Source organism: Aromatoleum bremense, from assembly GCF_017894365.1.
Taxonomy (GTDB): domain Bacteria; phylum Pseudomonadota; class Gammaproteobacteria; order Burkholderiales; family Rhodocyclaceae; genus Aromatoleum; species Aromatoleum bremense.
In genome coordinates this window covers 1,560,510-1,587,414 of sequence record NZ_CP059467.1, presented here as the reverse complement: position 1 = coordinate 1,587,414, position 26,905 = coordinate 1,560,510, and the positions used below count along the sequence as shown (strand labels likewise).

Annotated in this window: 25 protein-coding genes and 1 pseudogene; 11 read left to right on the top strand and 15 right to left on the bottom strand. The window is 66.7% G+C overall.

All coding sequences use genetic code 11. From position 1 onward, the window contains the following. Position 1 precedes the first annotated feature (1 nt). The 4 genes from pbN1_RS07520 to pbN1_RS07505 are packed head-to-tail and all read right to left on the bottom strand — an operon-like array spanning position 2 to position 3,809. Complete coding sequence (locus tag pbN1_RS07520; protein WP_169201849.1) at positions 2 to 772, bottom strand: phosphoadenylyl-sulfate reductase; 771 nt, start codon at positions 770 to 772, stop codon at positions 2 to 4. Then, complete coding sequence (locus pbN1_RS07515) at positions 769 to 1,320, bottom strand: DUF934 domain-containing protein (protein ID WP_169201848.1); 552 nt, start codon at positions 1,318 to 1,320, stop codon at positions 769 to 771. The genes pbN1_RS07520 and pbN1_RS07515 overlap by 4 nt, the downstream gene beginning before the upstream one ends. Beyond that, the gene (locus pbN1_RS07510; RefSeq protein ID WP_169201847.1) at positions 1,313 to 2,998 is read right to left on the bottom strand and encodes a nitrite/sulfite reductase; all 1,686 of its coding nucleotides are present in this window, start codon (positions 2,996 to 2,998) and stop codon (positions 1,313 to 1,315) included. Before pbN1_RS07510 ends, pbN1_RS07515 begins: the two co-directional genes overlap by 8 nt. Positions 2,999 to 3,029: 31 nt before the next feature. Further along, the gene (locus pbN1_RS07505) at positions 3,030 to 3,809 is read right to left on the bottom strand and encodes a sulfite exporter TauE/SafE family protein (protein ID WP_169201846.1); all 780 of its coding nucleotides are present in this window, start codon (positions 3,807 to 3,809) and stop codon (positions 3,030 to 3,032) included. Between the two features lie 106 nt (positions 3,810 to 3,915). Here pbN1_RS07505 and cysB point away from each other — a divergent pair, with 106 nt between their 5' ends. Next, positions 3,916 to 4,857 carry an HTH-type transcriptional regulator CysB gene (gene cysB, locus pbN1_RS07500; RefSeq protein WP_169201845.1) on the top strand — a complete coding sequence of 314 codons (942 nt, stop codon included), beginning with the start codon at positions 3,916 to 3,918 and terminating at the stop codon, positions 4,855 to 4,857. A 26-nt stretch (positions 4,858 to 4,883) separates the two neighbouring features. Here the strand turns inward: cysB and pbN1_RS07495 are convergent, their stop codons facing one another. The 3 genes from pbN1_RS07495 to pbN1_RS07485 form a co-directional block, all read right to left on the bottom strand. Continuing rightward, positions 4,884 to 6,623, bottom strand: a complete 1,740-nt coding sequence (locus pbN1_RS07495; RefSeq protein WP_169201844.1) for a cation:proton antiporter domain-containing protein — start codon at positions 6,621 to 6,623, stop codon at positions 4,884 to 4,886. A 307-nt stretch (positions 6,624 to 6,930) separates the two neighbouring features. Beyond that, complete coding sequence (locus tag pbN1_RS07490) at positions 6,931 to 7,659, bottom strand: hypothetical protein (RefSeq protein ID WP_169201843.1); 729 nt, start codon at positions 7,657 to 7,659, stop codon at positions 6,931 to 6,933. Continuing rightward, positions 7,656 to 7,886, bottom strand: coding sequence for a hypothetical protein (locus tag pbN1_RS07485; protein WP_169201842.1), 231 nt, complete (start codon positions 7,884 to 7,886; stop codon positions 7,656 to 7,658). The genes pbN1_RS07490 and pbN1_RS07485 overlap by 4 nt, the downstream gene beginning before the upstream one ends. 38 nt (positions 7,887 to 7,924) lie before the next feature. Here pbN1_RS07485 and pbN1_RS21130 point away from each other — a divergent pair, with 38 nt between their 5' ends. Genes pbN1_RS21130 through pbN1_RS07470 form a run of 3 tightly spaced genes read left to right on the top strand, consistent with a single transcriptional unit; the run spans position 7,925 to position 8,936 of the window. Then, positions 7,925 to 8,317: a phage integrase N-terminal SAM-like domain-containing protein gene (locus pbN1_RS21130; protein WP_425305756.1), complete on the top strand. Its 393-nt coding sequence runs from the start codon at positions 7,925 to 7,927 to the stop codon at positions 8,315 to 8,317. Between the two features lie 48 nt (positions 8,318 to 8,365). Further along, positions 8,366 to 8,644, top strand: coding sequence for a type II toxin-antitoxin system RelB/DinJ family antitoxin (locus pbN1_RS07475; RefSeq protein WP_169119549.1), 279 nt, complete (start codon positions 8,366 to 8,368; stop codon positions 8,642 to 8,644). Further along, a complete protein-coding gene (locus tag pbN1_RS07470; protein ID WP_169201841.1) occupies positions 8,616 to 8,936 on the top strand; it encodes a type II toxin-antitoxin system YafQ family toxin in 321 nt (106 codons plus the stop codon). Before pbN1_RS07475 ends, pbN1_RS07470 begins: the two co-directional genes overlap by 29 nt. A gap of 81 nt (positions 8,937 to 9,017) precedes the next feature. Here the strand turns inward: pbN1_RS07470 and pbN1_RS07465 are convergent, their stop codons facing one another. Continuing rightward, a complete protein-coding gene (locus tag pbN1_RS07465) occupies positions 9,018 to 10,343 on the bottom strand; it encodes an RNA-guided endonuclease InsQ/TnpB family protein (protein WP_244857199.1) in 1,326 nt (441 codons plus the stop codon). Between pbN1_RS07465 and tnpA the strand changes: the two are divergent. Next, a pseudogene (gene tnpA / locus pbN1_RS07460) lies at positions 10,332 to 10,699 on the top strand (IS200/IS605 family transposase). The gene pbN1_RS07465 and the pseudogene tnpA sit on opposite strands and share 12 nt — an antisense overlap. A gap of 132 nt (positions 10,700 to 10,831) precedes the next feature. On the opposite strand, the gene pbN1_RS07455 reads toward tnpA, so the two are convergent. From pbN1_RS07455 to pbN1_RS07440, 4 genes are all read right to left on the bottom strand, one after another. Beyond that, positions 10,832 to 12,646 (bottom strand): ABCB family ABC transporter ATP-binding protein/permease, encoded by a 1,815-nt coding sequence (locus tag pbN1_RS07455; protein WP_169201839.1) that lies wholly within the window; start codon positions 12,644 to 12,646, stop codon positions 10,832 to 10,834. 29 nt (positions 12,647 to 12,675) lie between these two features. Next, a complete protein-coding gene (locus pbN1_RS07450) occupies positions 12,676 to 13,311 on the bottom strand; it encodes a LysE family translocator (protein ID WP_169201838.1) in 636 nt (211 codons plus the stop codon). Between the two features lie 136 nt (positions 13,312 to 13,447). Next, positions 13,448 to 14,212 (bottom strand): alpha/beta fold hydrolase, encoded by a 765-nt coding sequence (locus tag pbN1_RS07445; protein ID WP_169201837.1) that lies wholly within the window; start codon positions 14,210 to 14,212, stop codon positions 13,448 to 13,450. A gap of 4 nt (positions 14,213 to 14,216) precedes the next feature. Continuing rightward, on the bottom strand, positions 14,217 to 15,233 hold the full coding sequence (locus pbN1_RS07440) for a M14 family zinc carboxypeptidase (protein WP_210147692.1): 1,017 nt from the start codon (positions 15,231 to 15,233) through the stop codon (positions 14,217 to 14,219). Between the two features lie 208 nt (positions 15,234 to 15,441). Between pbN1_RS07440 and pbN1_RS07435 the strand changes: the two genes are divergently transcribed. Then, positions 15,442 to 15,591, top strand: a complete 150-nt coding sequence (locus tag pbN1_RS07435) for a hypothetical protein (RefSeq protein WP_169201835.1) — start codon at positions 15,442 to 15,444, stop codon at positions 15,589 to 15,591. A gap of 87 nt (positions 15,592 to 15,678) precedes the next feature. Here the strand turns inward: pbN1_RS07435 and pbN1_RS07430 are convergent, their stop codons facing one another. The 3 genes from pbN1_RS07430 to pbN1_RS07420 all read right to left on the bottom strand — a co-directional run bounded on the left by pbN1_RS07430 (position 15,679) and on the right by pbN1_RS07420 (position 19,647). Then, entirely contained in the window at positions 15,679 to 17,871 is a 2,193-nt protein-coding gene (locus pbN1_RS07430; RefSeq protein ID WP_169201834.1) for a PhoX family protein, read from the bottom strand. Between the two features lie 241 nt (positions 17,872 to 18,112). Then, entirely contained in the window at positions 18,113 to 18,871 is a 759-nt protein-coding gene (locus tag pbN1_RS07425; protein ID WP_244857198.1) for a lysophospholipid acyltransferase family protein, read from the bottom strand. 17 nt (positions 18,872 to 18,888) lie between these two features. Then, positions 18,889 to 19,647, bottom strand: a complete 759-nt coding sequence (locus tag pbN1_RS07420) for a GNAT family N-acetyltransferase (protein ID WP_169201832.1) — start codon at positions 19,645 to 19,647, stop codon at positions 18,889 to 18,891. A 159-nt stretch (positions 19,648 to 19,806) separates the two neighbouring features. Between pbN1_RS07420 and pbN1_RS07415 the strand changes: the two genes are divergently transcribed. The 5 genes from pbN1_RS07415 (at position 19,807) to pbN1_RS07395 (ending at position 26,886) form a co-directional block, all read left to right on the top strand. Further along, positions 19,807 to 20,505, top strand: a complete 699-nt coding sequence (locus pbN1_RS07415) for a TetR/AcrR family transcriptional regulator (protein WP_169201831.1) — start codon at positions 19,807 to 19,809, stop codon at positions 20,503 to 20,505. Between the two features lie 112 nt (positions 20,506 to 20,617). Continuing rightward, a complete protein-coding gene (locus pbN1_RS07410) occupies positions 20,618 to 23,119 on the top strand; it encodes an acyl-CoA dehydrogenase (protein ID WP_169201830.1) in 2,502 nt (833 codons plus the stop codon). Between the two features lie 14 nt (positions 23,120 to 23,133). Next, complete coding sequence (locus tag pbN1_RS07405; protein WP_169201829.1) at positions 23,134 to 24,414, top strand: acetyl-CoA C-acetyltransferase; 1,281 nt, start codon at positions 23,134 to 23,136, stop codon at positions 24,412 to 24,414. Beyond that, the gene (locus pbN1_RS07400; protein ID WP_244857197.1) at positions 24,414 to 26,456 is read left to right on the top strand and encodes a 3-hydroxyacyl-CoA dehydrogenase NAD-binding domain-containing protein; all 2,043 of its coding nucleotides are present in this window, start codon (positions 24,414 to 24,416) and stop codon (positions 26,454 to 26,456) included. The genes pbN1_RS07405 and pbN1_RS07400 overlap by 1 nt, the downstream gene beginning before the upstream one ends. A 19-nt stretch (positions 26,457 to 26,475) precedes the next feature. After that, entirely contained in the window at positions 26,476 to 26,886 is a 411-nt protein-coding gene (locus tag pbN1_RS07395; RefSeq protein ID WP_011237128.1) for an acyl-CoA thioesterase, read from the top strand. The last annotated feature ends 19 nt before the right edge of the window (positions 26,887 to 26,905 follow it).

Genomic DNA, 26,905 nt, shown 5'->3' with positions numbered 1-26,905 from the left:
CTCAGCCCTTCTTGACGTGCAGCCCGCATTCCTTCGATGCGGGATCTTCCCACCACCAGCGCCCGGCGCGGACGTCCTCGCCGAGTGCGATCGCGCGCGTGCAGGGCGCGCAGCCGATGCTCGGGTAGAACTGGTCGTGCAGCGCGTTGTACGGCACTTCGTGGATGCGGATGTAGGCCCACACCTCGGCCTCGGACCAGTCCGACAGCGGGTTGAGCTTCTCGAGCCCATTGCCGGCATCGAACTCGCGCAGCGGCAGGCCGGTGCGAGTGACCGACTGCGCCGCGCGCAGGCCGGTGATCCACGCCTTTTTCCCGGTCAGCGCGCGGCGCAGCGGTTCCATCTTGCGCACGCCGCAGCACGCCTTGCGCAGCTCGACCGAGTCGTAGAACGCGTTGATGCCATGCGTGCGGACGTGGTTTTCGACTGCCGTCGCGTCGGGGAAGAAGATCTTCAGCTTCGCGCCGTAACGCTGCTCCACTTCGCCGATCAGCGTGTAGGTTTCGGTCGGCAGGCGGCCGGTGTCGAGCGAGAAGATCTCGATCGGCAGCGCCTCGCGCAGGATCAGGTCGGTCAGCACCATGTCTTCGGCGCCGAAGCTGTTCGCGAACGTCAGCTCGCCGGCCGAACCGAACTCGGCGGCCGCGGCGCGCAGGAACTCGAGCGCCGCGGCGGATTTCGTCGCGACGCTCGCGCGCAACGCGTCGCTCAGTTCCGGGCGGGTCGCCGGGTTCGCCGCTGCGGGGCGCAACAGCGTCACGGCGCCGCTCACGATTTCACCTGCGGCGGGATGCCGCGGGCGACGCGGCGGAACAGCGGCTGCGGATGCGTGACCGATGCCTGGTAAGGCACGGTGAAATCGGCGAGGCTCGCGGTCGCCGCTTCGAGCTGCTCGTCGGTGTACCGGCCGGCGCGCGGCTGCAGCGCGTCGAAGCCGCAGCGCGTGAGGTAGTTGAACTGGTCGCGCAGCACGTCGCCGATCGCGCGCAATTCGCCGCTGTAGCCGTAGCGGGTGCGCAGCAGCGTCGCGGTCGAGTAGCCGCGCCCGTCGGTGAACTTCGGGAAATCGATGCCGATGACCGCAAAGCGCGCGGCGTTGTCCGCGAGCGCCTCCGGCCCCTCGCTGCCGTTGAGCCATACCCCCAGCTCGCCGGTGTCGGCGCGACCGGCAAGCTTTTCGCGACGCGCCTGCCACACCGCGAGCGGGACGAGCACGCGTCCGGGGGGCACGACGGCGTTGGCGGCGGTTTCGCCCTCGGCGAGCGTGACGATCTGCCAGTCGTCGGAAACGACCCGGCCGTTCTTGATCAACTTAGGCATGAGCCACCTTCCTTTGCTTCTGGACTTCGCCGCCATACACGCGCTGCTTGAACGGCTCGATGCCGAGGCGATGCACGGTGTCGACGAAGCGCTCGTCCTCGTGGCGGTATTCGATGTAGGTTTCGATGAGCTTCTCGACGACGTCGGCCATCTGCGCGCGCGCGAACGACGGGCCGATGACCTTGCCGAGCGCGGTGGCGTTGCCCTGCTCGCCGCCGATCGTCACCTGGTACCACTCCTCGCCGTTCTTGTCGACGCCGAGGATGCCGATGTTGCCGACGTGGTGGTGGCCGCAGGCGTTCATGCAGCCCGAGATGTTGATGTCGATGTCGCCGATGTCGTAGAGATAGTCGAGGTCGTCGAAGCGCTGCTGGATCGCCTGCGCAATCGGGATCGACTTCGCGTTCGCGAGGCTGCAGAAGTCGCCGCCCGGACAGCAGATGATGTCGGTCAGCAGGCCGATGTTGGGCGTCGCGAGGCCGGCGTCGCGCGCGAGCTGCCACAGCGTGTGCAGGTCCGACAGCTTGACGTCGGCGAGGACGACGTTCTGCTCGTGCGTCATGCGCGCTTCGCCGAAGCTGAAGCGGTCGGCCCAGTCGGCGACGAAGTCCATCTGTTCGGCGCTGATGTCGCCCGGCGCCACGCCGGTCTTCTTCAGCGACAGCGTCACCGACGCGTAGCCGGGCACCTTGTGCGCGCGCACGTTGCGCTTGACCCACGCGGCGAACGGCTTGCTGTCGGCGAGCTGCGCCTCGTAGAGCGCATTGCGCTCGGGCAGCGTCTCGTAGTCCGGGTCGACGAAGTGCGCAGCGACGCGCTGCACTTCCTCTTCGGTCAGCGTGTTCGGGCCGTCCTTGACGTGCGCCCATTCCTCTTCGACCTGGCGCGCGAACTCCTCGGCGCCGAGCGCCTTGACGAGGATCTTGATGCGCGCCTTCCACACGTTGTCACGCCGGCCGTAGCGGTTATAGACGCGCAGGATCGACTCGCAGTAGGTGACGAGATGCTGCCACGGCACGAAGCTCGCGATCTCCTCGCCGAGGATCGGTGTGCGACCGAGGCCGCCGCCGACCAGCACGCGGAAACCGATGTTGCCGTCGGCGTCGCGCTTCAGGTCGAGCCCGATGTCGTAGATCCGCACCACGACGCGGTCTTCGGTCGCGCCGTTCAATGCGATCTTGAACTTGCGCGGCAGGTAGGCGAACTCCGGGTTGTAGGTCGCCCACTGGCGCAGAATCTCGGCCCACGGGCGCGGATCGACGATTTCATCGGCGGCGACGCCGGCGAACGCGTCGGCGGTGATGTTGCGGATGTCGTTGCCCGAAGTCTGGTTCGCGTGCATCTGCACGGTCGCCAGTTCGCCGAGCATGTCGGGGATGGCTTCCAGCGGCGACCAGTTGAACTGAACGTTCGTCCGCGTCGTGAAATGCGCGTAGCCGCGGTCGTAGGTGCGCGCGAGGTGTGCGAGCTTGCGCAACTGGCGGCTCGCGAGGTGACCGTACGGCACGGAGATGCGGAACATCGGGGCGTGGCGCTGGATGTACAGGCCATTCTGCAGCCGCAGCGGACGGAACTCGTCGTCGCTCAGTTCGCCGGCAAGATGGCGGCGCATCTGGTCGCGAAACTGCACGACGCGTTCGTCGAGAAGCTGCTGGTCATAGTCGTCGTATCGGTACATCGCGTCTCTCTCGTTGAATACTTGTTGCAGCTCAGTGGCTGATCAGCTTGGCGCCGACCAGCACCAGCATCGTTGCCAGGATCGGGCGCAGCACCCGGTCCGGGACTTTCGTCGAAATATGGCTGCCGAGCCAGATGCCGGGGAGCGAGCCGACGATCAGGCTGCCGAGCAGAAACCAATCCACGCTGCCGAGCATCCAGTGGCCGAGGCCGGCGACCAGCGTCAGCGGCACTGCGTGGGCGATGTCGGAGCCGACGATGCGCAGCGCCGGCATCGCCGGATACAGGAAAAACAGCGCGGTCACGCCGAGCGCCCCGGCCCCGACCGAGGAAATCGACACCAGCACGCCGAGCACCGCGCCGACCAGTACCGTCAGTCGTGCCGTGCGTACCGGGTTCGACGTGCCGCCGAAGCGCGCGAGCGCATACGCCTGGATCTGCTTGCGAAAGATCAGCGCCACCGCCGTCAGCACGAGGGCGACGCCCAGCGCGACCTTGATCAGACCCGCGGCGCCATCCATACCGCCGGGCGCGAACGTGCCGACGAGCAGCAGCGTGAGCACCGCGGCGGGAAGGCTGCCGCTTGCGAGCCGCCGCGTGACCTGCCAGTCGACCGTGCCCTTCAGCCCGTGCGCGAGGGTGCCGCCGGTCTTCGTGATCGCCGCGTACAGCAGGTCGGTGCCCACCGCGACCGAAGGGTGGATGCCGAACAGCAGCACCAGCAGGGGCGTCATCAGGGAGCCGCCACCGACGCCGGTGAGTCCGACGATAGCGCCAACTGCGAATCCGGCAACGGTGTAGGCAAAGTCCATGAGATGCGTCTTCTTGTATGGTGCGGCGCATCGTAAAACGGATCGCTAGATGCAAAAAGCCAGTTGACGTTAGACTCTAAGAAGAATTGGTTATAAGGGTCCCTGGATGAACCTCCAGCAATTGCGTTACATCTACGAAGTCGCCCGGCGCGGGTTGAACGTGTCGGAAGCTGCCGAGGCGCTGTTCACGTCCCAGCCGGGGGTATCCAAGCAGATCCGGCTGTTCGAGACGGAGCTCGGCGTCGACGTGTTCGTGCGCCACGGCAAGCGCCTCGTCGCGGTCACCGATCCCGGCCGCCAGGTTCTCGCGCTCGCCGAACGGGTGCTGCGCGACATCGACAGCCTGCGGCAGGTGGGCGACGAGTTTACCAACGAGTCGGCCGGGAGTCTTTCGATTGCGACGACGCACACCCAGGCCCGCTACGTGCTGCCGCGCATCATCCGCGATTTCATGCAGCGCTTTCCGCAGGTCAAGCTGTCGCTGCACCAGGGCAGCCCGCGCCAGGTGTGCGACATGGTGATGTCCGGCGAAGCCGATGTCGCGATCGCGACCGAGGCGATCGCCGATTACGACGAACTGGTGATGCTGCCGTGCTACCAGTGGAACCGCTGCATCGTCGCGACGCCGCGCCACCCGATCCTCAAGGAGCATCCGCTGACCCTCGAGGCGATCGCGCGCTACCCGATCATCACCTACGACGACGCCTTCACCGGGCGCAGCCTGATCAACAAGGCCTTCCTCGGCCGCGGCCTGCGCCCGAACGTCGTGCTCACCGCGCTCGACTCGGACGTCATCAAGACCTACGTGTCGATGGATCTCGGGATCGGCATCCTCGCGCGGATGGCGTTCGATCCCGCGGCCGACAAGACACTCGGCATGAGCGACGCGACGCACCTGTTCGAATCGAGCACGACGCGCGTCGGCTTGCGCCGCAATGCCTACTTGCGCGGCTACGTGTATGCGTTCATCGAACTGTTCGCGCCGCACCTGACGCGCCGCATGATCGACGTCGCGCTCGCCGGCGGCGGCGAGGACTACGGCATGTGACGAGGCGGCCTGTGACGAGGCCGGCTTCAGGCCGAAAGAAACGATTCGATGCGCCGCTTGCGCTCCTGGTCGAGCAGGCGCGTCGCGACGTCGCCCGGCACGCCGAGCGTCTCGAACACCGAGCCGGCGAGCTGCAGCCCGGATTCGAGCGTCTCCGGGATCACGACCGATGCGCCGGCGTCGCGCAAGGTCGCGGCGTGCGCTTCATCGCGGGCACGCGCGGCGATGCGGATGTTCGGCGACGTCGTCCGTATGCCCTTGACCGCGTGCACGGCCGCCGCCGTGTGGTCCATCGTCAGCACCACCGCGACGGCGCGCTCGAGGTGGAACTTGCGCAGCAGCTCGGGCCGGCTCGCGTCGCCGAAATACACCGGCGCGCCTTTCGCGCGCTGGCGGGCGACGAGCCTGGCATCGGTTTCGATCGCGACGTGCGGGATGCCCTGTTCGTCGAGCAGTTCGCCGATCATCTGTCCGACCCGGCCGTAGCCGGCGATGACGACATGGCCGCTGAGTTCGACGAGGTTCTCCTCGGCGATCGTCGAGCTCCTGCCGAGCCGTGCATCGATCGCGTCGCCAAGTTTGTGTCCGAGCAGCGACAGCGGCGGGGTGACGAGCATCGACAGGCTGACGACCAGCAGCATGAAATGGCCGATCGGGTGCGCGACGATCCCCAGCCCCAAGGCCATGCCGATGACGATGAACGCGAACTCGCCACCCTGGCACAGCATGATGCCGCCTTCGGCCGCCCGTCCCCACGTCAGGCCGAAGATCCTGAACAGGGCGAACACGATCAGGGCCTTCAGCGCCATCAGGCCAACGACCGAGAGCGGTAGTAGCAGCGGTTCGGCGAGAATCGCCGTGACGTCGATGCCCATGCCGACCGACATGAAGAAAACCCCCATCAGCAGGCCCTTGAACGGCTCGATCGTGACTTCGACTTCGTGGCGGAACTCGGTCTCGGCGATCAGGAGGCCGGCGAGCAGCGCGCCGAGTTCCATCGACAGCCCGGCCGCGCGGGTCAGCAGCGCGACGCCGAGCGTCGTCAGCAGCGTCAGCGCCATGAACGATTCGGCCTGGCGGTTCGCGGCGATCTGGTGGAACACCGGGCGCACGACGCGCCGGCCGACGAGATAGATCAGCGCGATCGTCGCGGCCCCTTTCGCCGCGGCGATGCCGATCAGCCCGGCGAAGTTGCCGCCCGCGTCCTGCGCGAGGATCGTCACCAGCACCAGCAGCGGCACGACCGCCAGGTCCTGCAGCAGCAGCACCGAGAACGTCGCCTGGCCGAGCGGCGTGCCCAGTTCGCGTCGCTGCGACAGCAGCTGCATGACGACCGCGGTCGACGAGAAGCCGAGCACGCCGCCGAGCACGACCGATGCTTCCAGGCCGTTGCCGAACGCGTACGCGGTCGCGCCGATGATGAGCGCGGTGATGCCGACCTGCAGGCTGCCGAGCCCGAACACGAGGCGCCGCATCGCCCACAGCCGGTCGACCGACATCTCGAGCCCGATCATGAACATCAGGAAGATCACGCCGAACTCGGCGAAGACCTCGACATCCTCGGTGCGCCCGAACGTCAGGTACCCGAGCCACGGCGTCGCCTCGGTAAATCGCCCGAGGCCGAACGGCCCGACGACCATGCCGACGGCGAGGAAGCCGAGCACCGGGTTGATGCGGCTGCGCTGCAGCAGCGGGATCAGCACTCCGGCGAGGGCGAGGAACAGGATGATTTCGCGCAGGAATGCGGGAGCGGCGTGGGCGTCCATTACCCGAGGCTTGTAGTGGTGGGCGACGCGCGAGTGTAACGGAACAGTATCGTCATGCCGCGAAATTGCGCGACACGTGATCACCGTTTTGCATTGCTACTGGTCAGTCACTTGCATTCGATGCGATCAGACTCTGCAAAGGTGATGATCGCTGGAGGGGCCTGCCCGAACGTGTCAGAACGACCCAAAGCTGCCCTACATATTGAAGCAAAGCGGACGCGCCACGACGGAGGTCAGCGGCGCCGGCTCCAGCGGCTTGTTAACTTTTTATCCTTTATAAGCAAGAAGATGGCTTCCTATTTCTCGCTCAGACGGAAGCAGGATGGGTAACAACACCTGCGTTCCTTCCTAACGCGATCGGTATCATTCCCGTCTCCCGCAGGACTGTGCCCCACTTGCTCCAACGGAAAAAAGCGCTCGGGTGGCGCATGAACAGAAGGTTCATCTCACGGCCATTGAGCAGGAAAGATAAAGCCAAAGGGCGATTGCGGCCGACGGCAGGAAGCCTTCTTCGCTCTGTAATTACATCGCGGGAGAGCAGATCCAGCAGAGCCTTGACCTTTAAAGACTCGAGTCCGTACACGATGCACCGTTGCGCCTGAACTACCTCTGCAAGCTCCAAGAAAACGCGCCACCCCTTTGTGTAGTCATCGTACGTGGGGCGGTCCTTCCTCGATGGTAGAAGCCGCGGCACGAGGTTGTGATAGATCACCTGAGACCAGAGGAGCGCCCTTTCCGCCGCAACCGGTCGCCTCTTCAGGAACACGGCGCGCTCAAAGTTGCGGAGGTAGCGACTCTTGAACTTCGCCAGAATGCCATGCGTCATCTGCCTCTGCCGCAGGCTGTCTTTCTTGAGAATTCTATGGAGGACCGTTTCATCTCCGGAACCATAAACGTATATGCTCTCCCCAAGGATGATCGTTTTGCCTTCGGCCTCACGGTACCGGCTACCTACCCACGGCAGCCACGGCAGGTCCATGGCATCTAAAGCGGCATCGAAAGAGCCGTCCAGGAAGCCGTCAAAGTCATTATTCATTTGAGCTCCCCTGCCGCCCACCGCTGCTCAGCCAGCAGCTCGCCATCGCCGTCTTTCACCCAGTGGATTGAGGCTTTCGACTCGGTGAGGGTGAGGCAACCTTCGCGGCTGTCTTTAATGCCGCACTGGCTGCGGTAGTTAATGAAATCGTGCAGCAGGCGCATCAGTAGTGAAACCTGCTTGCCGTCAGCACGCGATACGCATAGACCGTAAGAAATAGCAGTCATAACAGATCCTGAAAACCGACACTGCCCTTTTTGCACCATTGCGCTCGGTCAGGGTACTCGACAAATTGAGTGAGCGCATACGCTATTTGCATTATAACTTACGAACCGAACAGGCGTATGCTCACTGGGTCCGCACCTACATTCAGTTCCACGATTTGCGGCATCCGGTTACGTTGGGCTGTGCCGAAGTAGAGGCTTTTCTGTCCTGGCTGGTGAATGTATGCAAGGTGGAGTGCGATCACTGCTTGACGCGCTGCTGCCCATCTAGCGAAAAGTCGGGGTCCCTGAACGGACCGCGACGCATCCACTATCTCCTACCCCAAACCATCGATTCATCATCGAACGGCTGCTTCCGGAACCCGCTCGCTATGGCTGCTTGTGGCCGTTATGAACAGCTGTGCATAACGGCCACGACCTGCCTGGTCACTTGACTGTATCGCATCAGAGATACAGAATGCGTGGAAAGGGAGGATCCGGCTATGGCCCATTCCACGATGCTGCATGTCCGGGTGGACAACGAAATCAAGACGCAAGCCAGCGAGGCTCTGGCAGCCATGGGACTGTCCGTGTCGGATGCGGTGCGTATCCTGCTCAAGCGCGTGGTCAACGATCAGGCTTTCCCGTTGGAACTCAAGGTTCCGAACGCAAAGACCCGTGAGGCGATGGAAGAAGCCCGCGCGATGATGACGGCCCGCGCTGCGCGTTTTGACTCTGCTGATGCCCTGATCGATGACCTCGAAAAGGCCCGCCGGCAGTAAGCGGGCCACGCCGCCCAGGGCGTGCGACTACACGAAGACCTTCCTCAAGGACTGGGACCGCCTTTCCCGCTCGGGCCGTTACGACCTCAAGCGTCTGAAGGAGGCGATGCTGCTGCTCATCGCCAATGATTCGCCTCTGGGCCCCGAGTGGCTCGATCATCCGCTGAAGGGGAACTGGGCTGATCACCGGGAATGTCACATCGGCGGCGACTTTCTGCTGATCTACCGGCTGAATGGCGATGTCATCATCTTCGTGCGTGCGGGTACGCATTCTGAGCTGTTCGAGGACTGACGGGCGGCAGTTGCGGTGCACGGCCGCTGTACTTTGTACGGCGACCCCGATAAATGCTGGTCAATTGACATCCTCCCCCGCCTAAAGTCGGGGGATTCCTACGGTGCTCACCCCGGCATCGTGCTCGGATGAGTCGCTTCGGTGGGTTCCTGCTGCTGGCGACCTGACAGCATCGCTCACTTCACAGGCGCAACGGGCGTGTCCCGCCCTGAGAATGTTGATCGCGCCGACCAGATCGGCGTTTTCCTCGAACCCGCACTCGACGCACAAAAACTGCACCTGCGTGCGGCGGTTGTCCTTTGACCCGTAGCCGCAACATGGGCAGGTACGGCTCGTGTTGTGCGGCGGCACGGCGATGAGATACCTGCCGCTCCACGCCAGCTTGTAGTCCAGTTGGCGGCGAAACTCGAACCAGCCCTGATCGAGGATGGCTTTGTTCAGGCCGGATTTGGCCCGAACGTTTCTTCCCGGCGCCTCTGCCGTGCCTGCCGCCGATCTAGACATGTTGCGCACCTGCAAGTCCTCGATGCACACCATCGCGTGGTTTTGGCTGATCGTGGTCGTGGTCTTGTGCAGGAAGTCGCGGCGAGCGTTGCCGATGCGGGAATGGATGCGCTGGACTCTGGCTTTCGCGCGTCTCCAGTTGCTGCTGAATTTGGTTTTGCGGCTCATCGCCTGCTGGGCGCGGCGCAGCCGGTCTTCATGCCGCTTGAAACTGTTGAGCGGCGCGTAAAACGTGCCGTCCGAGAGGGTTGCGAAGCGCACGATCCCCATGTCGATGCCGACCGCACCCCCTTGCGGGATCGGCTGCTCGACTTCGCGCTCCGTCTGGATCGACACATACCACTTGCCGCCTGACGAACTGACGGTGACGTTCTTCACCGTGCCCTGCACATCCCGGCTGTTGCGGTAGCGTAGCCAGCCGAGTTTGGGCAGGAAGATGCGGCTATCGGCCTGATCGAGCTTGATCTGCTTCGGGTCGGGATAGCGGAAGCTGTCGCGCTGGCCCTTCTTCTTGAAGCGGGGAAAGTCGGCCCGCCTGGCGAAGAAATTGGCATAGGCCCGCTCCAAGTCCTTGAGCGCCTGCTGCAATGGGTGCGTCGGCGCGTCCTTGAGCCACGGGGTTTCCATGCCGTTGCGCCACTCGGTGAGCAGCTTGCACAGCCCGACGTAGCCGAGCTTCTTCTCGCCTTGCTCGTGGCGCTCCTTCTGCAACGCCAATGCCTTATTGAAGACGAACCGGCATGAGCCGGCAAAGCGGCGCATGTCGCGCCGCTGGCCGCCAGTCGGCATCAGTTCGTATTTGAAGGCTTGGAGTCGTTGCATGACCTCAGTATGGCTTGACCCACGAGCAACGACAACGACATTAGGCGCGGAAGACATTGCGTCTTTCTGATGCATGTACATTTGGTCTTCGTGACCAAATACCGCCGCGAGGTGTTCACCAAGACTATCCTCGACGACTTGCGTGGCATCTTCGCCAGCGTCTGCGCCGACTCCGAGGCGGAGCTGGCAGAGTCGACGGCGAAGACGACCCTGTTCACCTGCTGGTGAGCTACCCGCCAAAAGTATCCGTTTCGGCGCTGGTGAACAGTTTGAAAGGCGTCTCCAGCCGCATGATCCGCAAGAAGAACTACCCAAGCCTCCGCAAGAAGCTGTGGGGCGGTGCGCTGTGCTCGCCGTCCTGCTTCGCTGGAAGCTGCGGCGGCGCACCCATCAGGATCATCCGTCAGTACATCGAGCAGCAGCAGACGCCGCATTGACCGCGAAAGGACGCCTACGGCGTCCGCGCCATCCTTCCCCGGCCTGAAGGCCGAGGCTTGCCGCGCACCGGGTCAGTGCAAATCGGTGCGCAAGACGAATGCATGCATGGTCAAGTACATGCAATTTCGCGGTCATGCCGCGCTCGCGGCTTCCTCGCCTTCCTGCTGCTGCAGCGCCCACATGCGCGCGTAGTCGCCGTCGCGCGCGAGCAGTGCGGCGTGGGTGCCGCGCTCGACGACGCGGCCCTGGTCGAGCACGATGATCTCGTCGGCGTTCATCACCGTCGACAGCCGGTGTGCGATGACCAGCGCGGTGCGCCCTGCGGCCGCGTGTTCGATCTGCGCCTGGATCGCCTTCTCGGTCTTCGAGTCGAGCGCCGACGTCGCTTCGTCGAAGATCAGGATCGCCGGGTTCTTCAGCAGCGCGCGCGCGATCGCGACGCGCTGCTTCTCGCCGCCGGAGAGCTTCAGGCCGCGTTCGCCGACGCACGTCTCGAATCCGTCCGGCAGCCGCGCGATGAAGTCGGTGAGCTGCGCGGCGCGCGCCGCGGCTTCGACGTCCTCGCAGCTCGCTTCCGGGCGGCCGTACTGGATGTTGTAGAAGATGCTGTCGTTGAACAGCACCGTGTCCTGCGGCACGATGCCGATCGCCGCGCGCAGGCTCGCCTGCGTAAGCTGACGCAGGTCGTGGCCGTTGACGCGGATCGCGCCGCCCTGCACGTCGTAGAAGCGATACAGCAGGCGCGCGAGCGTCGACTTGCCGGAGCCGGAATGGCCGACGACCGCGAGCGTGCACCCGGCCGGAATCTCGAAATCGACGCCGTGCAGGATCGGCCGCTTCGGGTCGTACGCGAAGCTGACATTCTCGAAACGCACCGTCGCCGCACCCGGCGGCAGCACCAGCGCGTCGGGCGCGTCGGCGATCTCGCGGTGCTCGTGCATCAGCCCGAACATGCGCTCGATGTCGGTCAGTGCCTGGCGCAGTTCGCGGTAGATGACGCCGAGGAAGTTCAGCGGGATGTACAGCTGGATCAGGAAGGCATTGACGAGCACGATGTCGCCGATCGTCATCGCGCCGCTGGCGACGCGGGTCGCGGCCTGCCACATCATCAACGTCACGCCGACGGCGATGATCGCCGCCTGGCCGACGTTCAGCGCCGACAGCGAGAACTGGTTCTTGACCTGCGCGTTGGCCCATTTCTGCATCTGTTCGTCGTAGCGGCGCGCCTCGAACTCCTCGTTGTTGAAATATTTCACCGTCTCGAAGTTCAGCAGGCTGTCGATCGCCCGGGCGCTCGCGGCCGAATCCAGTTCGTTGGCCCGACGCCGCAACGCGGTGCGCCAGTTCGTGACCTTCACCGTGAACGTGATGTAGATCGTCAGCGTCGTGAGCGTGATGATCGCGAACACCGCGTCGTACTGCGCGAGCAGGATGCCGATCACGAGGCCGATCTCGATCAGCGTCGGCAGGATCGAATACAGCGTGTAGCTGATCAGCGACCCGATCGAACGCGTGCCGCGCTCGATGTCGCGCGTGAGCCCGCCGGTCTGGCGCTCGAGGTGGAAGCGCAGCGACAGTGCGTGCAGGTGGCGAAACACGCGCAACGCGATTTCGCGCACCGCCTCCTGCGTGACGCGCGCGAACACGAGTTCGCGCAGTTCGGTGAACAGCGAGCTCGAAAAGCGCAGCGCGCCGTACGCGAGCAGCAGCGCCGCCGGCACGACGATGAAGGCCTGCTGGGTCGTCAGCGACAGCGTGTCGACAAGGTGCTTGAAGATGATCGGGACGGTGACGTTCGCGCCCTTCGCCGCGATCAGGCACGACAGCGCGAACAGCACCCGGCCCTTGTAGGCCCAGATGTACGGGACGAGACTCTTGAGGGTCTGCCAGTCGTGGCGGTGGGTCGGCTCGGGGCCGGGCAGGGCGGTGGCGGGGGCGCGTCTCATGGCCCGATTCTACTGCACGCGCCGCGCCGTCACCCCCGGCGACCGCCGAGCAGCAGGTTCGCGGCGAGGCCGATGAAGATCATGCCGGTGACCCGGTCGAGCCACGGCCCGAACCGCGGCCGGCGCGCAAGCAGGCGGCCGATGCCGCCGGCGGCGAACGCGATCGCGCCGAACACGACGACCGTCTGCGCGGCGAACACCGCACCGAGCACCAGCATCTGCGCCGACGCCGGGCCGGCCTCGGGGTGCGCGAACTGCGGCAGGAAGGCGAGGAAGAACAGCGCGACCTTCGGATTCACGGCGTTCGCGATGAAGCCTCGCGCAACATACCGGCGCCACGGCAGCGCCGCCGCCTCGCCGCGCTGCGCCGCCGCGATCCCGCCGCTCCTGAGCGCCTGCACGCCGAGCCAGAAGAGATACAGCGCGCCGGCGAGCTTGAGCGCGAAGAACGCGTTCGGCGACGCGAGCAGCAAGGCGCTGACGCCGAGCGTCGCCCACAGCGTATGCGTGAAACAGCCGAGCGCGCAGCCGACGGCGATGCCGAAGCCGGCGATGCGCCCGCGCGCGAGGCTCTGCCCGAGCACCATCAGGTTGTCCGGCCCGGGCGCGACGGTAACCGCGGCGGAAATCGCAAGGAAGGTCAGCAAGGTGTCGAGGGCAAGCATGGAGGGTGCGCAGTCGTGAAGGGAGTTCGATTCTGTCGGCGGCACCGGACGCCGTCAAACGCTTGCATGCCGTTTCGATCGGACGGCGCCCTGTTTTCCGTGCCGCCGAACCTCCACCGTCGGCATGTTGCGGCGATCAGGAGGAGGGATTGCGAGCGGCAAGCCAGTTCACCACCTGCGCCGCGACCCACTGGCCGTCGTCCAGCGGCAGGTCGTGCCCGGCCCGCGGATGGATTCTGAGCTCACCGTTCCACGCGGCTGCGAGGTCTTGCGAACATCCGACATGCACCAGCGCATCGTTCCGGCTCGCGAGGATCAGCAGCGCGGCCGCGGGCTTCTCGCCCGGCGCGCGATAGCGGGCGGCGGCGTACAGCTGCCGCCACACGTTTGCCCGTGTGACCGGATGCTCCGTGCGGAAACCGGCCCACTCGCTCAGCAGCTTTGCGGCATCCCCGCGCAGGCGGCTCGTCAGGAAGAGGATTCTCTCCTCCCATTCCGCAGCGCTCCCTCCCACGAGTGCCAGCTTCAGCAACGCAAGGCAGGCGTCGGGGCGCAGGCGCCGGTGGAACGGACTGAACGGGCGCAGGCTGGTGTTGATCAGCACGCAGCGACCGACTTCGCCCGGCCAGGCGTAGGCCCACGCCACCGCCACCATCGCCCCGAGCGACATCGCGAGCAAATTGTAAGGCGGCGCGATGCCGCGGCGGATCAAGGCCTCCCGGCAGCAGGTGGCCATTTCGCGCACACTGCAGGGGCTCACCAGGTGGTTCAGGCGGCCGTTACCGGGAAGATCAATCGTCACGACCCGGGCGTCGGGAACGATCCGTTCGAAAGTGTCCACGAAGTCGCCCCAATGACGAGTTTCCCGGGTGAGTCCGCGCAGGAAGATCCAGGTCTTCATCGGTTCATCGATACCACTGGGCAAGGGCCTGCGCATGCTGTTGCTCGCGCGCCTCACCGCGTGGCGCCCAGAGTCGATGGCTGCAGGTGGCGCGCGACAGGAAATCCAGCAGCGACAGGTGGCGGCGAAGCACGCGCTGCTGGCGGTGCGCGATGCGCGGATTGAATATCCCCTGGCGGGAGAACAGCTGACGCGGGTTCTTCTTGACCCATAGCCAGGCGCCCATCTCCAGTGTCAGCGGCAGAAAAACCCGGTCGGCCGTCCTGCAGGCACGCAGGTGCAGAAAGTCCCACAGATCGCCATGGGCCAAGTACTGACGGCTTTGTGGCTCGAAGATGTAGGGGTGGTGGATGTGCGTCAGGCGAAAGACCTCCTTCAGTGCGTGGATCTCGGCCAGGTGGGGCAACGGCGCGCGCGTATGGGCATAGGGGAACCAGATCCGATCGCTCACCCCGAACCCCGAGTGGCAATCGAGCGCGATGCTGAAGTCGCGCACGAGGAGTTCGGTGGCGACGATTTCGCACAGCGCCTGGCTCTCGATTTCCATGGCGCCGTTCTGCAGGCCGCGGAACCAGGGCAAGCGGGCGCTGATCCGTTGTCCGCCGATCAGCGGCAACACGCGTTCCAGGGCGTCCAGCGGCGCGTTTCGCATCAGGTCCACGCCGTTCGGATTGGCGCGCGTTTCGCGCCACATGCCTCCCGGGTTGACGAGGGGCATGAATACCAGTCGCATCGATTCCAGCTGTCGATGCAGGGTGATGTCCCACCGCAGGCGCATCACGAGGTATCTCAGATACGCGATGACGACGTCCGTCCCGATTCTTTCCAGGCCGTGCACCCCGCCGAAGAATCCGATCGCCGGCGCGTCGCGGCCCGGATTGCCCAATCCGATCGCATAGATCGGAAATCGGCCTGCGGGTCCGCCGTCGACTTCGGCGACGACGCGCGTCTGGAGATGGTCCCTTCCCGCCTCGATGACGTGTTCGAGCTCGGTCAGCTCGGGAATCGCACGAGGCGTCACGCTCGCAGCCCTCGTCGCGCGCTGCAACGAGATTGCCATGTTGGGTTGATAGGGTGGCCGAAGCCGATCAACACCGACATCCGGGAGCGTCCATGAACTGGAAATTATTCGATCTGCAGGGAATCATCGATGAGCTCTTCGTTGACGACTGGCTGTATCCATGGGGGCGCAAGGCGGTCGGTCGTGCGGCATCGCAATGAGCGGCGTGGTGCGACAAATTCTTCGCACGCCCGTGCTTGCACTCGGCAGCGCCGTCGTGTGGGGCGTGCTCGAGTTCCTGGCGCTGCAACGGGCGCGCCTGGCGGCCGCGCCGCGTCGTCGCCCAGGGTCGAGGAACGACCGCAGCACGCGGGATTGAGGCGCGCGCTGCGGCGACGGGCGATCATTTTTCTGCAACGAACCCCGGCCGGCGCCGGGGTTGCGTGCCTGTGCACTTCCCGACGCGTCAGATGCCGATCCTGCCGCCGTCTTCGCGCGTGATGACGATCGTCGCCGAGCGCGGCCGGGCGAGCCCTCCGTCCGGCCAGTGGCTGCCGAAGCTGTCGGTCGCAAAGTCGGGCCGCGTGTCTTCGCCGGGGTGCTGGATGTTGATGAACAGCGTCTTGCCGTCCGGGGTTTCCGCGACGCCCGTGATCTCGCATTCCTTCGGACCGACGAGGAAGCGGCGCAGGTTCTCTTCGCCCGGCTGCTTGCCGACGTAGGTGTCGACCGCCTTCGTCGTGACGCCGTCGGTGCTGACGATCGTGCGCGGCGCACCGTCGCCGACGGTACCCGGCACTGCCGCCAGCAGCATGCAGTTCGTCACGTCGGTATAAGCGCCGTCGTCGGTCTCGATCCACAGCACACCGGTCGCCTGGCTGAACCACAGCCCGTCGGGGCTGGAGAAATCGTTCGCATCGGTCAGCCCCGAGATATTGACGTTCTGCGCATCGGCACTCGCGCGCGCGCCGAACAGGAACACGTCCCACGTGAAGGACGTCGCGCCGGCATCGCCGCTGGCTTCGGCGAAGCGGATGATGTGGCCATTGGGGTTTCCGAGCTGGTTCTGGCCCGTGGTCTTGCGGTCGTTGTAGAAGCGCGGGTTCGCGGCATCGAGCTGGTCGATCGGGCGGCTCGCGGCATTGGTGTTCGTCAGCGCCATGTACACTTCGCCGTTGTGCGGATTGACCGCGCCCCATTCCGGGCGGTCCATCTTCGTCGCGCCGGCGGCGTCAGCGGCAAGGCGCGCGTGCAGCACGACGTCCGCCTGGTCGGCGAAAGCGTAGGCTGCATTGGCCGGCGTCACGTTGCCGAGCCCGAAGCCGAGCTCGATCCACTGGCCGCTGCCGTCGGCATCGAAGCGCGCGACGTAGAGCCTGCCGTCGTCCAGGTATTTGTCGCCGGCTTTGATGCCGCCGTCGGCATCCGCCGGATTCCACGGCTGGTTCGATACGTATTTGTAGATGTACTCGTTGCGCGAATCGCAGCCCATGTACCACACCAGCGGCGCGCCGCTGCGCACCGGCCCGAGCCACGCGCCTTCGTGCGCGAAGCGGCCGAGCGCGGTGCGCTTCCTCGGCGTCGAGGCGGGGGCGAACGGATCGATCTCGACGACCCAGCCGTAGGTGTTCGGGCCGTTGCGGTAGTCGTCGCTGCCGTCGGCCGAGGTGCCGAGCTTCATCGCGTTCCAGCGGCCGTAGAGGTCGTCCGGCGTATCGGGCGTGAGCGTCGCCCACCGCTCGCGTCCGTTGCCGGCGACGCTGTAGCGGGCGAGCGCGGTGAGTTCCTTCGCGGTCCGCATCGGGTTGTCGATCGCGGCGATGCGGCGGAAGTAACCGGCCCAGTTTTCCTCGCAGGTGAGGTAGGTGCCCCACGGCGTGTTGCCGCTGGCGCAGTTGTTGACGGTGCCGCGCGTCCGGCTGCCGTCGGGCGAGTACTTGGTGACCATGTACGGCGTCTTCGCCGCCGGACCGGACAGCTCCATCTCGGTCAGCGTGTGGATGCGGCGGTTGAAGCGCGAGTCCTGGTCGTAGCGCCACCCGTCGCCGGCCTTGAAGGCCTCGATGATGCCGACGCCGTGGGCGTAGAACTCGCGCAGCACTTCGTCGGCGACGGTGCGCACGCCGTTGACTACAGTCGGGCCGTTCGGGTGCAGGTAGGCCGGCGTGATCGCTTCGTGGTTCAGGCACAGCAGGCCGCGGGACGATTCGTTCTTGTGAAGTTTGCCGTTCGGGCCGAGGCCGAAGTAGTGCATGCCGTCATGGTGATCGCCACCGCGGAACGCGAAGCTCGCGGCGTCGTCCTGGCCGTTGTTCAGGTACTCGCCGACGCCTGCGGCAATCGGGTCGCCGAGGCGGTAAAGCACACTGTGGCGGTAACCGTCCGGCAGCGCGACGACATCCGCGAGACTCTTCGCGACAGGGGAAAAACCGAGCTTCGCGGCGCTCCGTCCGGGCGCCGCCGCGCCCTGCGCCGCCGGCGCGGCACAGGCCGTCGACAGCCCGCCGCCGATCATCGCGAGCGCCGCGGCGCCGATCCCGCCGCCGAGCAGACGCCGGCGCGACAGTCGCGCTTGCAGGACGGTGTCGAAGCCGGGGTTGTCCGAGAGGTTGGTCGAGTCGTCGCGGCGGTTCTGGCCGGGGGAACGGTGATCGGTCATGGGCAGGTCCTCTGTGGAGTTTCTTGTGAAAGGCCCCGGCCAAGTTAAGCCGCTTCCGTTACGTGCTCGTGACTGGCGAGCGGACTCGCATTGCCGTCACGCAACGATAATCCGACGATCACCTTCGCGTCATGCCGGCGTTCGAAACTCGCGCTCATGAGTGACGAAGATCTGATTACGGAAGAGAAAGGGGTAATGCAACGCCGGCCCGCGCGGCCGCCGGTCTCATCTCTCCGGCGAGTTACGCCGCGTGTCGGAGTCGGTGCCCCTGACGGTCGAACAGCGCATCTGCAATCACGCTTCGCGCCTGCCGGGCGAGCTGCTTTCGGTCTGCTGCGGCGCCGGTCAGAGGGGTGCAGGGGCTGAGCCGGAGTGTCAGGCCGCGAGCGCCGGCGATGGCCCGGATACATTGCCACAGCGAGGTCTCGCCCGCGTAGGCGGCCACCGTGCTTGGTGCTCCCCGGGCATCCTCGTAGCGAATCGCGACCGGCACGATCGGACGCCCGGCGGCAATCGCAGGCTGCAGCAGGGCCGAGTGGAAGTGCAGGATGTGCGAGCCATCAGTGGTGGTGCCTTCGGGGAATACGGCCACGCAGTTTCCCGCCGCCATCAGCTCCGCGATTTCCGCGTTGATGACGCGCGCGTGCCCCGCGCTGCCGCGTCGCAGGAAGACGGTGTCGTTGCGCGCCGCGAGCCACCCGACGAGCGGCCAGTTGCGCACCTCCGCCTTCGAAATGAAAGCCGCCGGCGCCAGGGCATTGATCGCAAAGATGTCGACCCAGGAGACGTGATTGGCGACGATCAGGCTGCCTCGAGGCGGGCCCTCGACGTTGCCTTCGAGCCGTATCCCGAGCGTTGCCAGCAGCCGTCTCGACCACAGCTGACGCAATCGTGCCCGGCAGCCGGGCGGCAGGAGCGGAAATGCGAGCAAGGTTGCCGTCCCGCCCAGCAGTAGATGCAGCGCGAGGTGGCCGAGACGCCAGTATTGCACCAGAGTCACGACCTTCGGGGGAGCGCTCAGTCGCATGGCTTCACGAAGTGCCGGGCGTATTTCGGATCGATGCGGTTCATCGGCATCAGGATCGGAAGGTCCGCGGTGTTGAAATCCGGATCCCACGCCGGCTCGCCGCAGATCCAGGCGCCCGCGCGCAGATAGCCCTTGATGAGCGGCGGTATTTCGGCGGGAATGTCGCTGCGCAGCGCGCGCAACGGCAGCGCGTAGCGCGGGAAGACGCGGTATTCCGGAGGACTTTCGTGGCGTTCGCGCAGGCGGGCATAAAGGCTCGCCGCCGCATGCCCGCCGTCGGCGATGCTGATCGACGCGCATCCCAGCAGGTAGTCGTGGCGATTCTCCTGCATGTAGCGCGCCAGCGCCGACCAAAGCAGCGCGATCGCCGCGCCGCTGCGATATTGGGAGTGGATGCACGAGCGGCCGATTTCGACCATGCGCGGGCGCAGATGCTGCAGGCGAGTCAGATCGAACTCGGTTTCGGAATAGTAGCCGCCGACGCGCAGCGCGGCCTGCGGCGAGAGGATGCGATAGGTGCCGACAATGCGGCCCTGGCTTTCGTCACGCACCACCAGATGCTCACAGAAGGGGTCGTAGAGATCGTGATCGACACCCGGGATACGGCTCGGCAGCCGGGCACCGAGTTCCTCGGCGAAGACATGGTAGCGCAGCTTCTGGGCCTCATGAATCTCACTTTCGCAGGTCGCGAGCCCGACATGAAGCTTGCTGCGGCTGACGCGCCGCTCCACCTTTCGAGTTTGCAGCATGTGATTGCTCTCTTGATGACTGGGGCCAATCTAGGGATGCCCCATTTCATGCTCATGACTGCAGCGTGGCACTTGCGTTACCGGCAGGGCTCCTGCGGCCTTGACACTCCATCGATGAAACGTATGATTAAAACGACCGTTTGAATCAGGGCTGCAGCGATGAACCTGCCTGCGAAGTCTCCCTCCGCGTCCGAGACGCGCCACCGCATCCTCGACGCAGCCGAAGTCCTGTTCGTCGAACACGGCTTCGAGGCGACGTCGATGCGGATGATCACCGGTGCGGCGCGCGCGAACCTCGCCGCGGTGAATTACCACTTCGGCAGCAAGGATGCGCTGATCCAGGAAGTGTTCCGCCGCCGCCTCACCGAGCTGAACCGCCAGCGGCTCGCCGCGCTCGACCGTCTCGAGGCCGATGCGGGCGGCGCGGCGCTGAAACCGAGCCGGATCGTCGAGGCCTACTTCGGCACCGCGCTGCAGCTCGCGGCGGACACCGAACACGGCGGTCACACATTCATGCGCCTGCTCGGGCGCACCTACACCGAGCCGAACGCGTTCATTCGCAAGTTTCTCGCCGAGGAATACGCCGGCGTGCTCGAGCGCTTTCGCGCCGCGCTGTACCGGGCGCTGCCCGACGTGCCGCGCGAGGAGATCCTGTGGCGCTTCCACTTCATGATGGGCGCGATGTCGTACGCGATCGCCGGCACTGACGGCTTGCAGCTTTTTGCCGGCCGCTTCGACGACGCGGACCCGGTGCGGCTGATGCCGCGGCTGATGTCCTTCCTGCTCGGCGGCCTGCGCGCGCCGCTCGCCGGGTTCGAGCAGGCTTGCGACGACCAGCCCGGGCGCGCGGCCGCGTGAAGAACGGAACACGCTCCGCGCACCCGCGCGCCCCGATCCGGAATGCGGCCGACGACTGCACCACGGGCCGAGGCGCGGCCGGATCGTCCGACTGCATAGTGAGGAGGCAACAATGACGTGGCTGTTGATCGTTTTTCTCCCTGTCGTGGCGGGCGTTCTCGCCTATCGGCGGGCACCTTTCCCGCTCTGGGCGGGGGCCGGACTGGCGTGGCTCGCGGGTTTCATGGGGGCGGCCGGATGGCCGGGCGGCGCGCTCGTCACGGTCCTCGTCCTCTACGCCGCGCTCGCCGGCGTGTTCCTGCTCCGCCCGCTGCGCCGCAGGCTCGTGACGGCGCGCATCTTCAAAGCTTTCCGCGGCGCGCTGCCGTCGATGTCACAGACCGAGAAGGACGCGCTCGAAGCCGGCACCGTGTGGTGGGAAGGCGAGCTCTTCGCCGGCAGGCCGGACTGGGCGAAGCTGCTCGCGTATCCGTGGCCGGCGCTCACCGCCGAGGAGCGCGCCTTCCTCGACAACGAGACGAGCGAGCTGTGCCGGCTCACCGACGACTGGGCCGCGACGCAGCGCCAGGACTTGTCGCCCGAAGTGTGGCGGTACATCAGGGAGCGCGGCTTTCTCGGCATGATCATCCCGAAGGAATACGGCGGGAAAGGCTTCTCGGCGTTCGCGCATTCGCAGGTCATCACGAAGCTGTCGACGCGCTCGTCGGCGCCGGCGGTCACGGTGATGGTGCCGAACTCGCTCGGACCCGCCGAGCTGCTGCTGCATTACGGTACGCCGGAGCAGAAAGCGCATTACCTGCCGCGGCTCGCGCAAGGGCTCGACATCCCGGCGTTCGCGCTGACGAGCCCGTGGGCCGGCTCGGACGCGGCGTCGATCCCCGATGCCGGCGTCGTCTGCAAGGGCATGTGGCGCGACCGCGAAGTGCTCGGCATGCGCGTCACGTTCGACAAGCGCTACATCACGCTCGCGCCGGTCTGCACCGTGTTCGGGCTCGCGTTCCGGCTGTACGACCCGGACGGCCTGCTCGGCGCGGACGCGGACCTCGGCATCACCTGCGCGCTGGTGCCGGCCGATCACCCCGGCGTCGACATCGGCCGGCGCCACCTGCCGCTCAACGCGGTGTGGATGAACGGACCGGTGCGCGGCCGTGACGTGTTCATGCCGCTCGATTTCATCATCGGCGGCCCGCAGATGGCGGGTCAGGGCTGGCGGATGCTGATGGAGTGCCTCGCGGCGGGCCGTTCGATCTCGCTGCCGGGTTCGAACACCGGCATGCAGAAAATGACCGCGCGCGCAGTCGGCGCGTATGCCCGCGTGCGCCACCAGTTCAAGACCGCGATCGGCCGCTTCGAGGGCGTCGAAGAGGCGCTGACCCGCATCGGCGCGAACACCTACCTGTCCGATGCCGCGCGGATCATGACGGCCGGCGCGATCGACCTGGGCGAGAAGCCGTCGGTAGTGTCGGCGATCGTCAAGTACCACGTCACCGAGCGCGCGCGCCAGACGGTCAATGACGGTATGGACGTCATCGGCGGCAAGGGCATCTGCCTCGGGCCGCAGAACTTCCTCGGTCGCGCCTACCAGCAGATCCCGGTCGGCATCACCGTCGAAGGCGCGAACATCCTGACGCGCAGCCTGATCCTGTTCGGCCAGGGCGCGATCCGCTGCCATCCTTACGTGCTCGACGAAATGCACGCGGCGCAGAAAGGGGATCTCGCCGCGTTCGACCGCGCGTTCTGGGGGCATGTCGGCTACACGCTGTCGTCGGCGGTGCGGGCGTTGGTGATGGGGCTCACCGGTTCGCATTTCGTCGCCGTACCGGGAGGTGACGCAGATGAGATCGCGCCCGAGACGCGCCGTTACTACCAGCAGCTGACGCGCTTCTCGGCGGCGTTCGCGTTCCTCGCGGACATCTCGATGGGGACGATGGGCGGCGCGTTGAAGCGCAAGGAAAAGCTTTCCGCGCGGCTTGGCGACATCCTGTCGCTGATGTATCTCGCGTCGGCGACGCTCAAGCGCTTCGAAGCCGAAGGGCGTCAGGCGATGGATGCGCCGCTGATGCACTGGGCGATCTGGGACTGCATGTTCAAGGCCCAGAACGCGTTCGAAGGCGTGATCGCGAACTTCCCGAACCGGTTCTTCGCGGCGGTGCTGCGCCGGCTCGTCGTGTTCCCGCTCGGGCGGCCGTACGTCGTGCCGTCCGACGCGCTCGGCCACGAAGTCGCGAAGCTGCTGATCGAGCCGTCGCCGACGCGCGACCGGCTGACTGCCGACGTGTATCTGCCGGACGACCTCGACGAGCCGGCCGCCGCGCTCGAAGCGGCGCTCGCCGCGACGATCGAAGCCGAGCCGGTCGAAGCGAAGCTGAAAGAGGCGCGCCGGCAGGGGCGCTTCGACCCGGGCCTGATCGTCGGTGGCGGCGTCGATGCGATCTGGCGCCGCGCGCTCGAGGCCGGCGTCATCAGCGACGTCGAATTCGCGCTCGTCGAGCGGCGCAACGTCCTGCGCGACAAGGTCATCCGCGTCGACGATTTCCCGTACGACTTCGGCCTGCGCGAGGCGCTTGCCGAAGTCGGGCCGAACGATTCGCGCCCGCTGCGTGCGGTCGCCTGAGGAGCCGCCCGCGCATGAGCTCCGGCATCTACATCATCGACGGCGCCCGCACGCCGTTCCTGAAGGCGAGGAACGGCCCCGGACCGTTCGCCGCGTCGGACCTCGCGACCGCCGCCGGTGCGGCGCTGCTCGTGCGCCAGACGTTCGCGCCCGACGAGCTCGACGAAGTCATCCTCGGCTGCGCGAGCCCGTCGCCGGACGAGGTCAATATCGGCCGCGTCGTCGCGTTGCGGCTCGGCTGCGGCCACAAGGTGCCGGGCTGGACGGTGATGCGCAACTGCGCGTCCGGCATGCAGGCGCTGGATTCGGCGATGATGAACCTCCGCGCCGGACGCTCGGGCCTCGTGCTCGCGGGCGGCGTCGACGCGCTGTCCCGCGCGCCGCTGTTGTTTTCCGACGCGATGGTGCGCTGGCTGTCGGGCTGGTACGCCGCGAAGACGATCGGTCAGAAGGCGGCTGCGCTGCACCGCTTCCGCCCGGCCGATCTCGCGCCTGTACTCGGCATCATGAAAGGTCTGACCGATCCGGTGGTCGGCCAGCTGATGGGCCAGACCGCCGAGAACCTTGCGCACCGCTTCGGCATTTCGCGTGCCGCGATGGACGAATACGCGGTGCGCAGCCACCGCCGCGTCGCCGCGGCGCAGGATGCCGGGCATCTCGACGAGATCGTGCCGCTGATCGACCGCGACGGTGCGCTGTACAAGGACGACGACGGCGTGCGGCGCGATTCGTCCGTCGACAAGCTGGCGAAGCTCAAGCCTTTCTTCGACCGCAAGTACGGCCGCGTCACCGCCGGCAACAGTTCGCAGATCACCGATGGCGCGGCGTGGCTGATCCTCGCGTCCGAAGAGACGGTGCAGCGCCGCGGCCTGACACCGGTCGGGCGCATCGTCGATTGCGAATGGGCGGCGCTCGACCCGGCGCAGATGGGGCTCGGCCCGGTGCATGCGGCGACGCCGCTGCTCGCGCGCCACGGGCTCGGCCTGAACGACATCGACGCGTGGGAGATCAACGAAGCGTTCGCCGCGCAGGTCATCGCCTGCCTGCGCGCGTGGGACGACGCCGACTATTGTCGCGACGAGCTCGGCCTCGCGGCGCCGCTCGGCCGGCTCGACGAGGAGCGCCTGAACGTCGATGGCGGCGCGATCGCCATTGGCCATCCGGTCGGCGCGAGCGGCGCGCGCATCGTGCTGCATCTGGTGCAGCGGCTGCGCCGCGACAGGCTCGCGCGCGGCATCGCGAGCATCTGCATCGGCGGCGGACAGGGCGGCGCGATGCTCGTGGAGGCGGTGTGATGGGGACGCACTACGAACACCTGCGCCTCGTGCGCGACGGCGAGGGGGGCGAAAACGTGGGTGGAGACGGGGGCGGCCTCGCGTGGCTGTACCTCGATCGCGCCGGCGCGGCGACGAACACGCTGTCGCGCGACGTGCTCGACGAACTCGCGGCCGTGTTCGCCGCGCTCGAAGCGCAGCCGCCGCAAGGGCTCGTCATCGCCTCGGCGAAACCTGCCGGCTTCGTCGCCGGCGCCGACATCGAGGAATTCACGCGCCTCGACTCGCCGCAGGCGGCGCGCGATCTGGTCGGCCGTGGCTGGGAGCTCTTCAACCGGCTCGCGCGCCTGCGCTTTCCGACGCTCGCGCTGATTCGCGGCCATTGCCTCGGCGGCGGGCTGGAACTCGCGCTCGCGTGCCGCTACCGCGTCGTCGTCGACGAGCCTGCGACGAAACTCGCACTGCCCGAAGTGATGCTCGGCATCGTGCCCGCGTGGGGCGGCATGAAGCGGCTGCCGGAGACGATCGGCGCACCGGCGGCGCTTGACCTGATGTTGACCGGAAAGAGCGTCGACGCGCGCCGCGCGAAGCAGCTCGGGCTCGCCGACGAGTGCGTGCCGCCGCGCGTTATGGAGAACGCCGCGCGCATGCTCGTGCTGTCCGGCCAGCGGCGGCGAAAGCCGCCCCTCGCGTTGCGGCTGATGAACGGTCCGCTGAAGTCGATCGTCGCCGACCGGGCGAGGAAGCAGGTCGCCTCGAAGGCGCCGCGCGAGCATTACCCGGCGCCGTACGCGATTGTCGACATCTGGCAGCGCTTCGGCGGCAACGCGCTGGCGGTGCCGGCCGGCCACCCGGCGTCGCTCGAAGCGATCTTGCGCTCGCCGACGGCGAAGAACCTCATCCGCGTGTTCTTCCTGCAGGAGCGGCTGAAGGCGTTCGGCAAGAGTGATGACAACCGCGGTGAGTTCGCCCCGCGCCGCGTGCATGTCGTCGGTGCCGGCGTCATGGGTGGCGACATCGCGGCCGTGTGCGCGCTCGCGGGCATGACGGTGACGCTGCAGGACCAGGCCGTCGAGCGCATCGCGCCGGCCGTCGCCCGCGCCGCGAAGCTCTTCGAGCGCAAGCTGCGCGGCGACGCGGCGACGAAAGCGAGGCAGGTGCGCTTCGCCCTCGACCGGCTGATCCCGGACCCGCACGGCCATGGCGCGCGGCGCGCCGATGTCGTGATCGAGGCGATCTTCGAGAATCTCGACGCGAAGCGCGCCTTGTTCGCGGACCTCGAGCGCCGCGCCAGCCCCGATGCCGTGCTCGCGACGAACACGTCGAGCCTGCGCATCGAGGACATCGCGGCCGGGCTCGCGCACCCGGCGCGCCTCGTCGGCATCCACTTCTTCAACCCGGTCGCACAGATGCCGCTCGTCGAAGTCGTCGCCGGCGAGGCGTCCGATGCCGACGCGCTCTACCGCGCCGCCGCGTTCGTCCGCCGCCTCGACAAGCTGCCGCTGCCGGTCCGCAGCGCCCCCGGCTTCCTCGTCAATGCGGTGCTCGGGCCGTACATGCTCGAAGCGCTGCGATGCGTCGAGGAAGGCATCGCGCCGGAAGCCGTCGACGCGGCGCTGGTCGCGTTCGGCATGCCGATGGGGCCCGTCGAGCTCGTTGACACGGTCGGACTCGATATCGCGCTCGCCGCCGGCAAGGCGCTCGGCGGGGGCGCCGTGGCAGTGCCGAAACGGCTCGCGGAGCTCGTCGCCGCCGGCCATCTCGGCAGGAAGTCCGGCCAGGGCTATTACCGCTGGAGCGACGGCAAGGCGCAGAAAGCCGCGGTCGACACGGTGCCCGCGGGGCTCGCCGCGCGCATCGTCGCGCCGCTCCTCGCCGCGGCGCGTCGCTGCGTCAATGAGGGCGTCGTCGCCGATGCGGATCTCGCCGACGCCGGCGTGATCTTCGGCACCGGCTTCGCGCCCTTCACCGGCGGCCCGCTGCACTATCTCGCGTCCGCCGGGGAAAAACCGCTCGACGCGGCATCGGCACGCCGGGATGATGCTATCGTTCCTGCCCGATGAATTCCTGGAAAACGAGCTGATGTCCGACGTTTCAACGACCCCGGTGAAATTGCCGAAGAACCGCCAGCCGGCGCTGCGGGTGATGCCGATGCCGGGGGACCTCAACCCCGCCGGCGACGTGTTTGGCGGCTGGATCATGTCGATGGTCGACATCGCGGGCGGCATCGCCGCGCACTACCGCGCGCGCGGCCGCTGCGCGACGGTCGCGGTCAACGCCTTCACGTTCAAGCAGCCGGTGTCGGTCGGCGACTTGGTCAGCTTTTATGCCGACGTGGTGTCGGTCGGGCGCACCTCGATCACCGTCGATGTCCAGGTGTTCGCCGAGCGCAATCCCGAGAGCTTGTTCGTGGTGAAGGTCACCGAGGCGAAGCTGACGTACGTGGCGCTCGACGACCACGGCAACAAGCGACCGGTGCCGCCGGCCGAATGAGCGGCGCCGGGCAGCCGGC

Bases quoted from the DNA above. Each gene is read 5' to 3' on its own strand.
- pbN1_RS07515 (WP_169201848.1), bottom strand. From the start codon at position 1,320: ATGCCTAAGTTGATCAAGAACGGCCGGGTCGTTTCCGACGACTGGCAG.
- pbN1_RS07510 (WP_169201847.1), bottom strand. From the start codon at position 2,998: ATGTACCGATACGACGACTATGACCAGCAGCTTCTCGACGAACGCGTC.
- pbN1_RS07505 (WP_169201846.1), bottom strand. From the start codon at position 3,809: ATGGACTTTGCCTACACCGTTGCCGGATTCGCAGTTGGCGCTATCGTC.
- cysB (WP_169201845.1), top strand. From the start codon at position 3,916: ATGAACCTCCAGCAATTGCGTTACATCTACGAAGTCGCCCGGCGCGGG.
- pbN1_RS07495 (WP_169201844.1), bottom strand. From the start codon at position 6,623: ATGGACGCCCACGCCGCTCCCGCATTCCTGCGCGAAATCATCCTGTTC.
- pbN1_RS07490 (WP_169201843.1), bottom strand. From the start codon at position 7,659: ATGAATAATGACTTTGACGGCTTCCTGGACGGCTCTTTCGATGCCGCT.
- pbN1_RS07485 (WP_169201842.1), bottom strand. From the start codon at position 7,886: ATGACTGCTATTTCTTACGGTCTATGCGTATCGCGTGCTGACGGCAAG.
- pbN1_RS07475 (WP_169119549.1), top strand. From the start codon at position 8,366: ATGGCCCATTCCACGATGCTGCATGTCCGGGTGGACAACGAAATCAAG.
- pbN1_RS07470 (WP_169201841.1), top strand. From the start codon at position 8,616: ATGACCTCGAAAAGGCCCGCCGGCAGTAAGCGGGCCACGCCGCCCAGG.
- pbN1_RS07465 (WP_244857199.1), bottom strand. From the start codon at position 10,343: ATGTACATGCATCAGAAAGACGCAATGTCTTCCGCGCCTAATGTCGTT.
- pbN1_RS07455 (WP_169201839.1), bottom strand. From the start codon at position 12,646: ATGAGACGCGCCCCCGCCACCGCCCTGCCCGGCCCCGAGCCGACCCAC.
- pbN1_RS07450 (WP_169201838.1), bottom strand. From the start codon at position 13,311: ATGCTTGCCCTCGACACCTTGCTGACCTTCCTTGCGATTTCCGCCGCG.
- pbN1_RS07445 (WP_169201837.1), bottom strand. From the start codon at position 14,212: ATGAAGACCTGGATCTTCCTGCGCGGACTCACCCGGGAAACTCGTCAT.
- pbN1_RS07430 (WP_169201834.1), bottom strand. From the start codon at position 17,871: ATGACCGATCACCGTTCCCCCGGCCAGAACCGCCGCGACGACTCGACC.
- pbN1_RS07420 (WP_169201832.1), bottom strand. From the start codon at position 19,647: ATGCTGCAAACTCGAAAGGTGGAGCGGCGCGTCAGCCGCAGCAAGCTT.
- pbN1_RS07415 (WP_169201831.1), top strand. From the start codon at position 19,807: ATGAACCTGCCTGCGAAGTCTCCCTCCGCGTCCGAGACGCGCCACCGC.
- pbN1_RS07410 (WP_169201830.1), top strand. From the start codon at position 20,618: ATGACGTGGCTGTTGATCGTTTTTCTCCCTGTCGTGGCGGGCGTTCTC.
- pbN1_RS07405 (WP_169201829.1), top strand. From the start codon at position 23,134: ATGAGCTCCGGCATCTACATCATCGACGGCGCCCGCACGCCGTTCCTG.
- pbN1_RS07400 (WP_244857197.1), top strand. From the start codon at position 24,414: ATGGGGACGCACTACGAACACCTGCGCCTCGTGCGCGACGGCGAGGGG.
- pbN1_RS07395 (WP_011237128.1), top strand. From the start codon at position 26,476: ATGTCCGACGTTTCAACGACCCCGGTGAAATTGCCGAAGAACCGCCAG.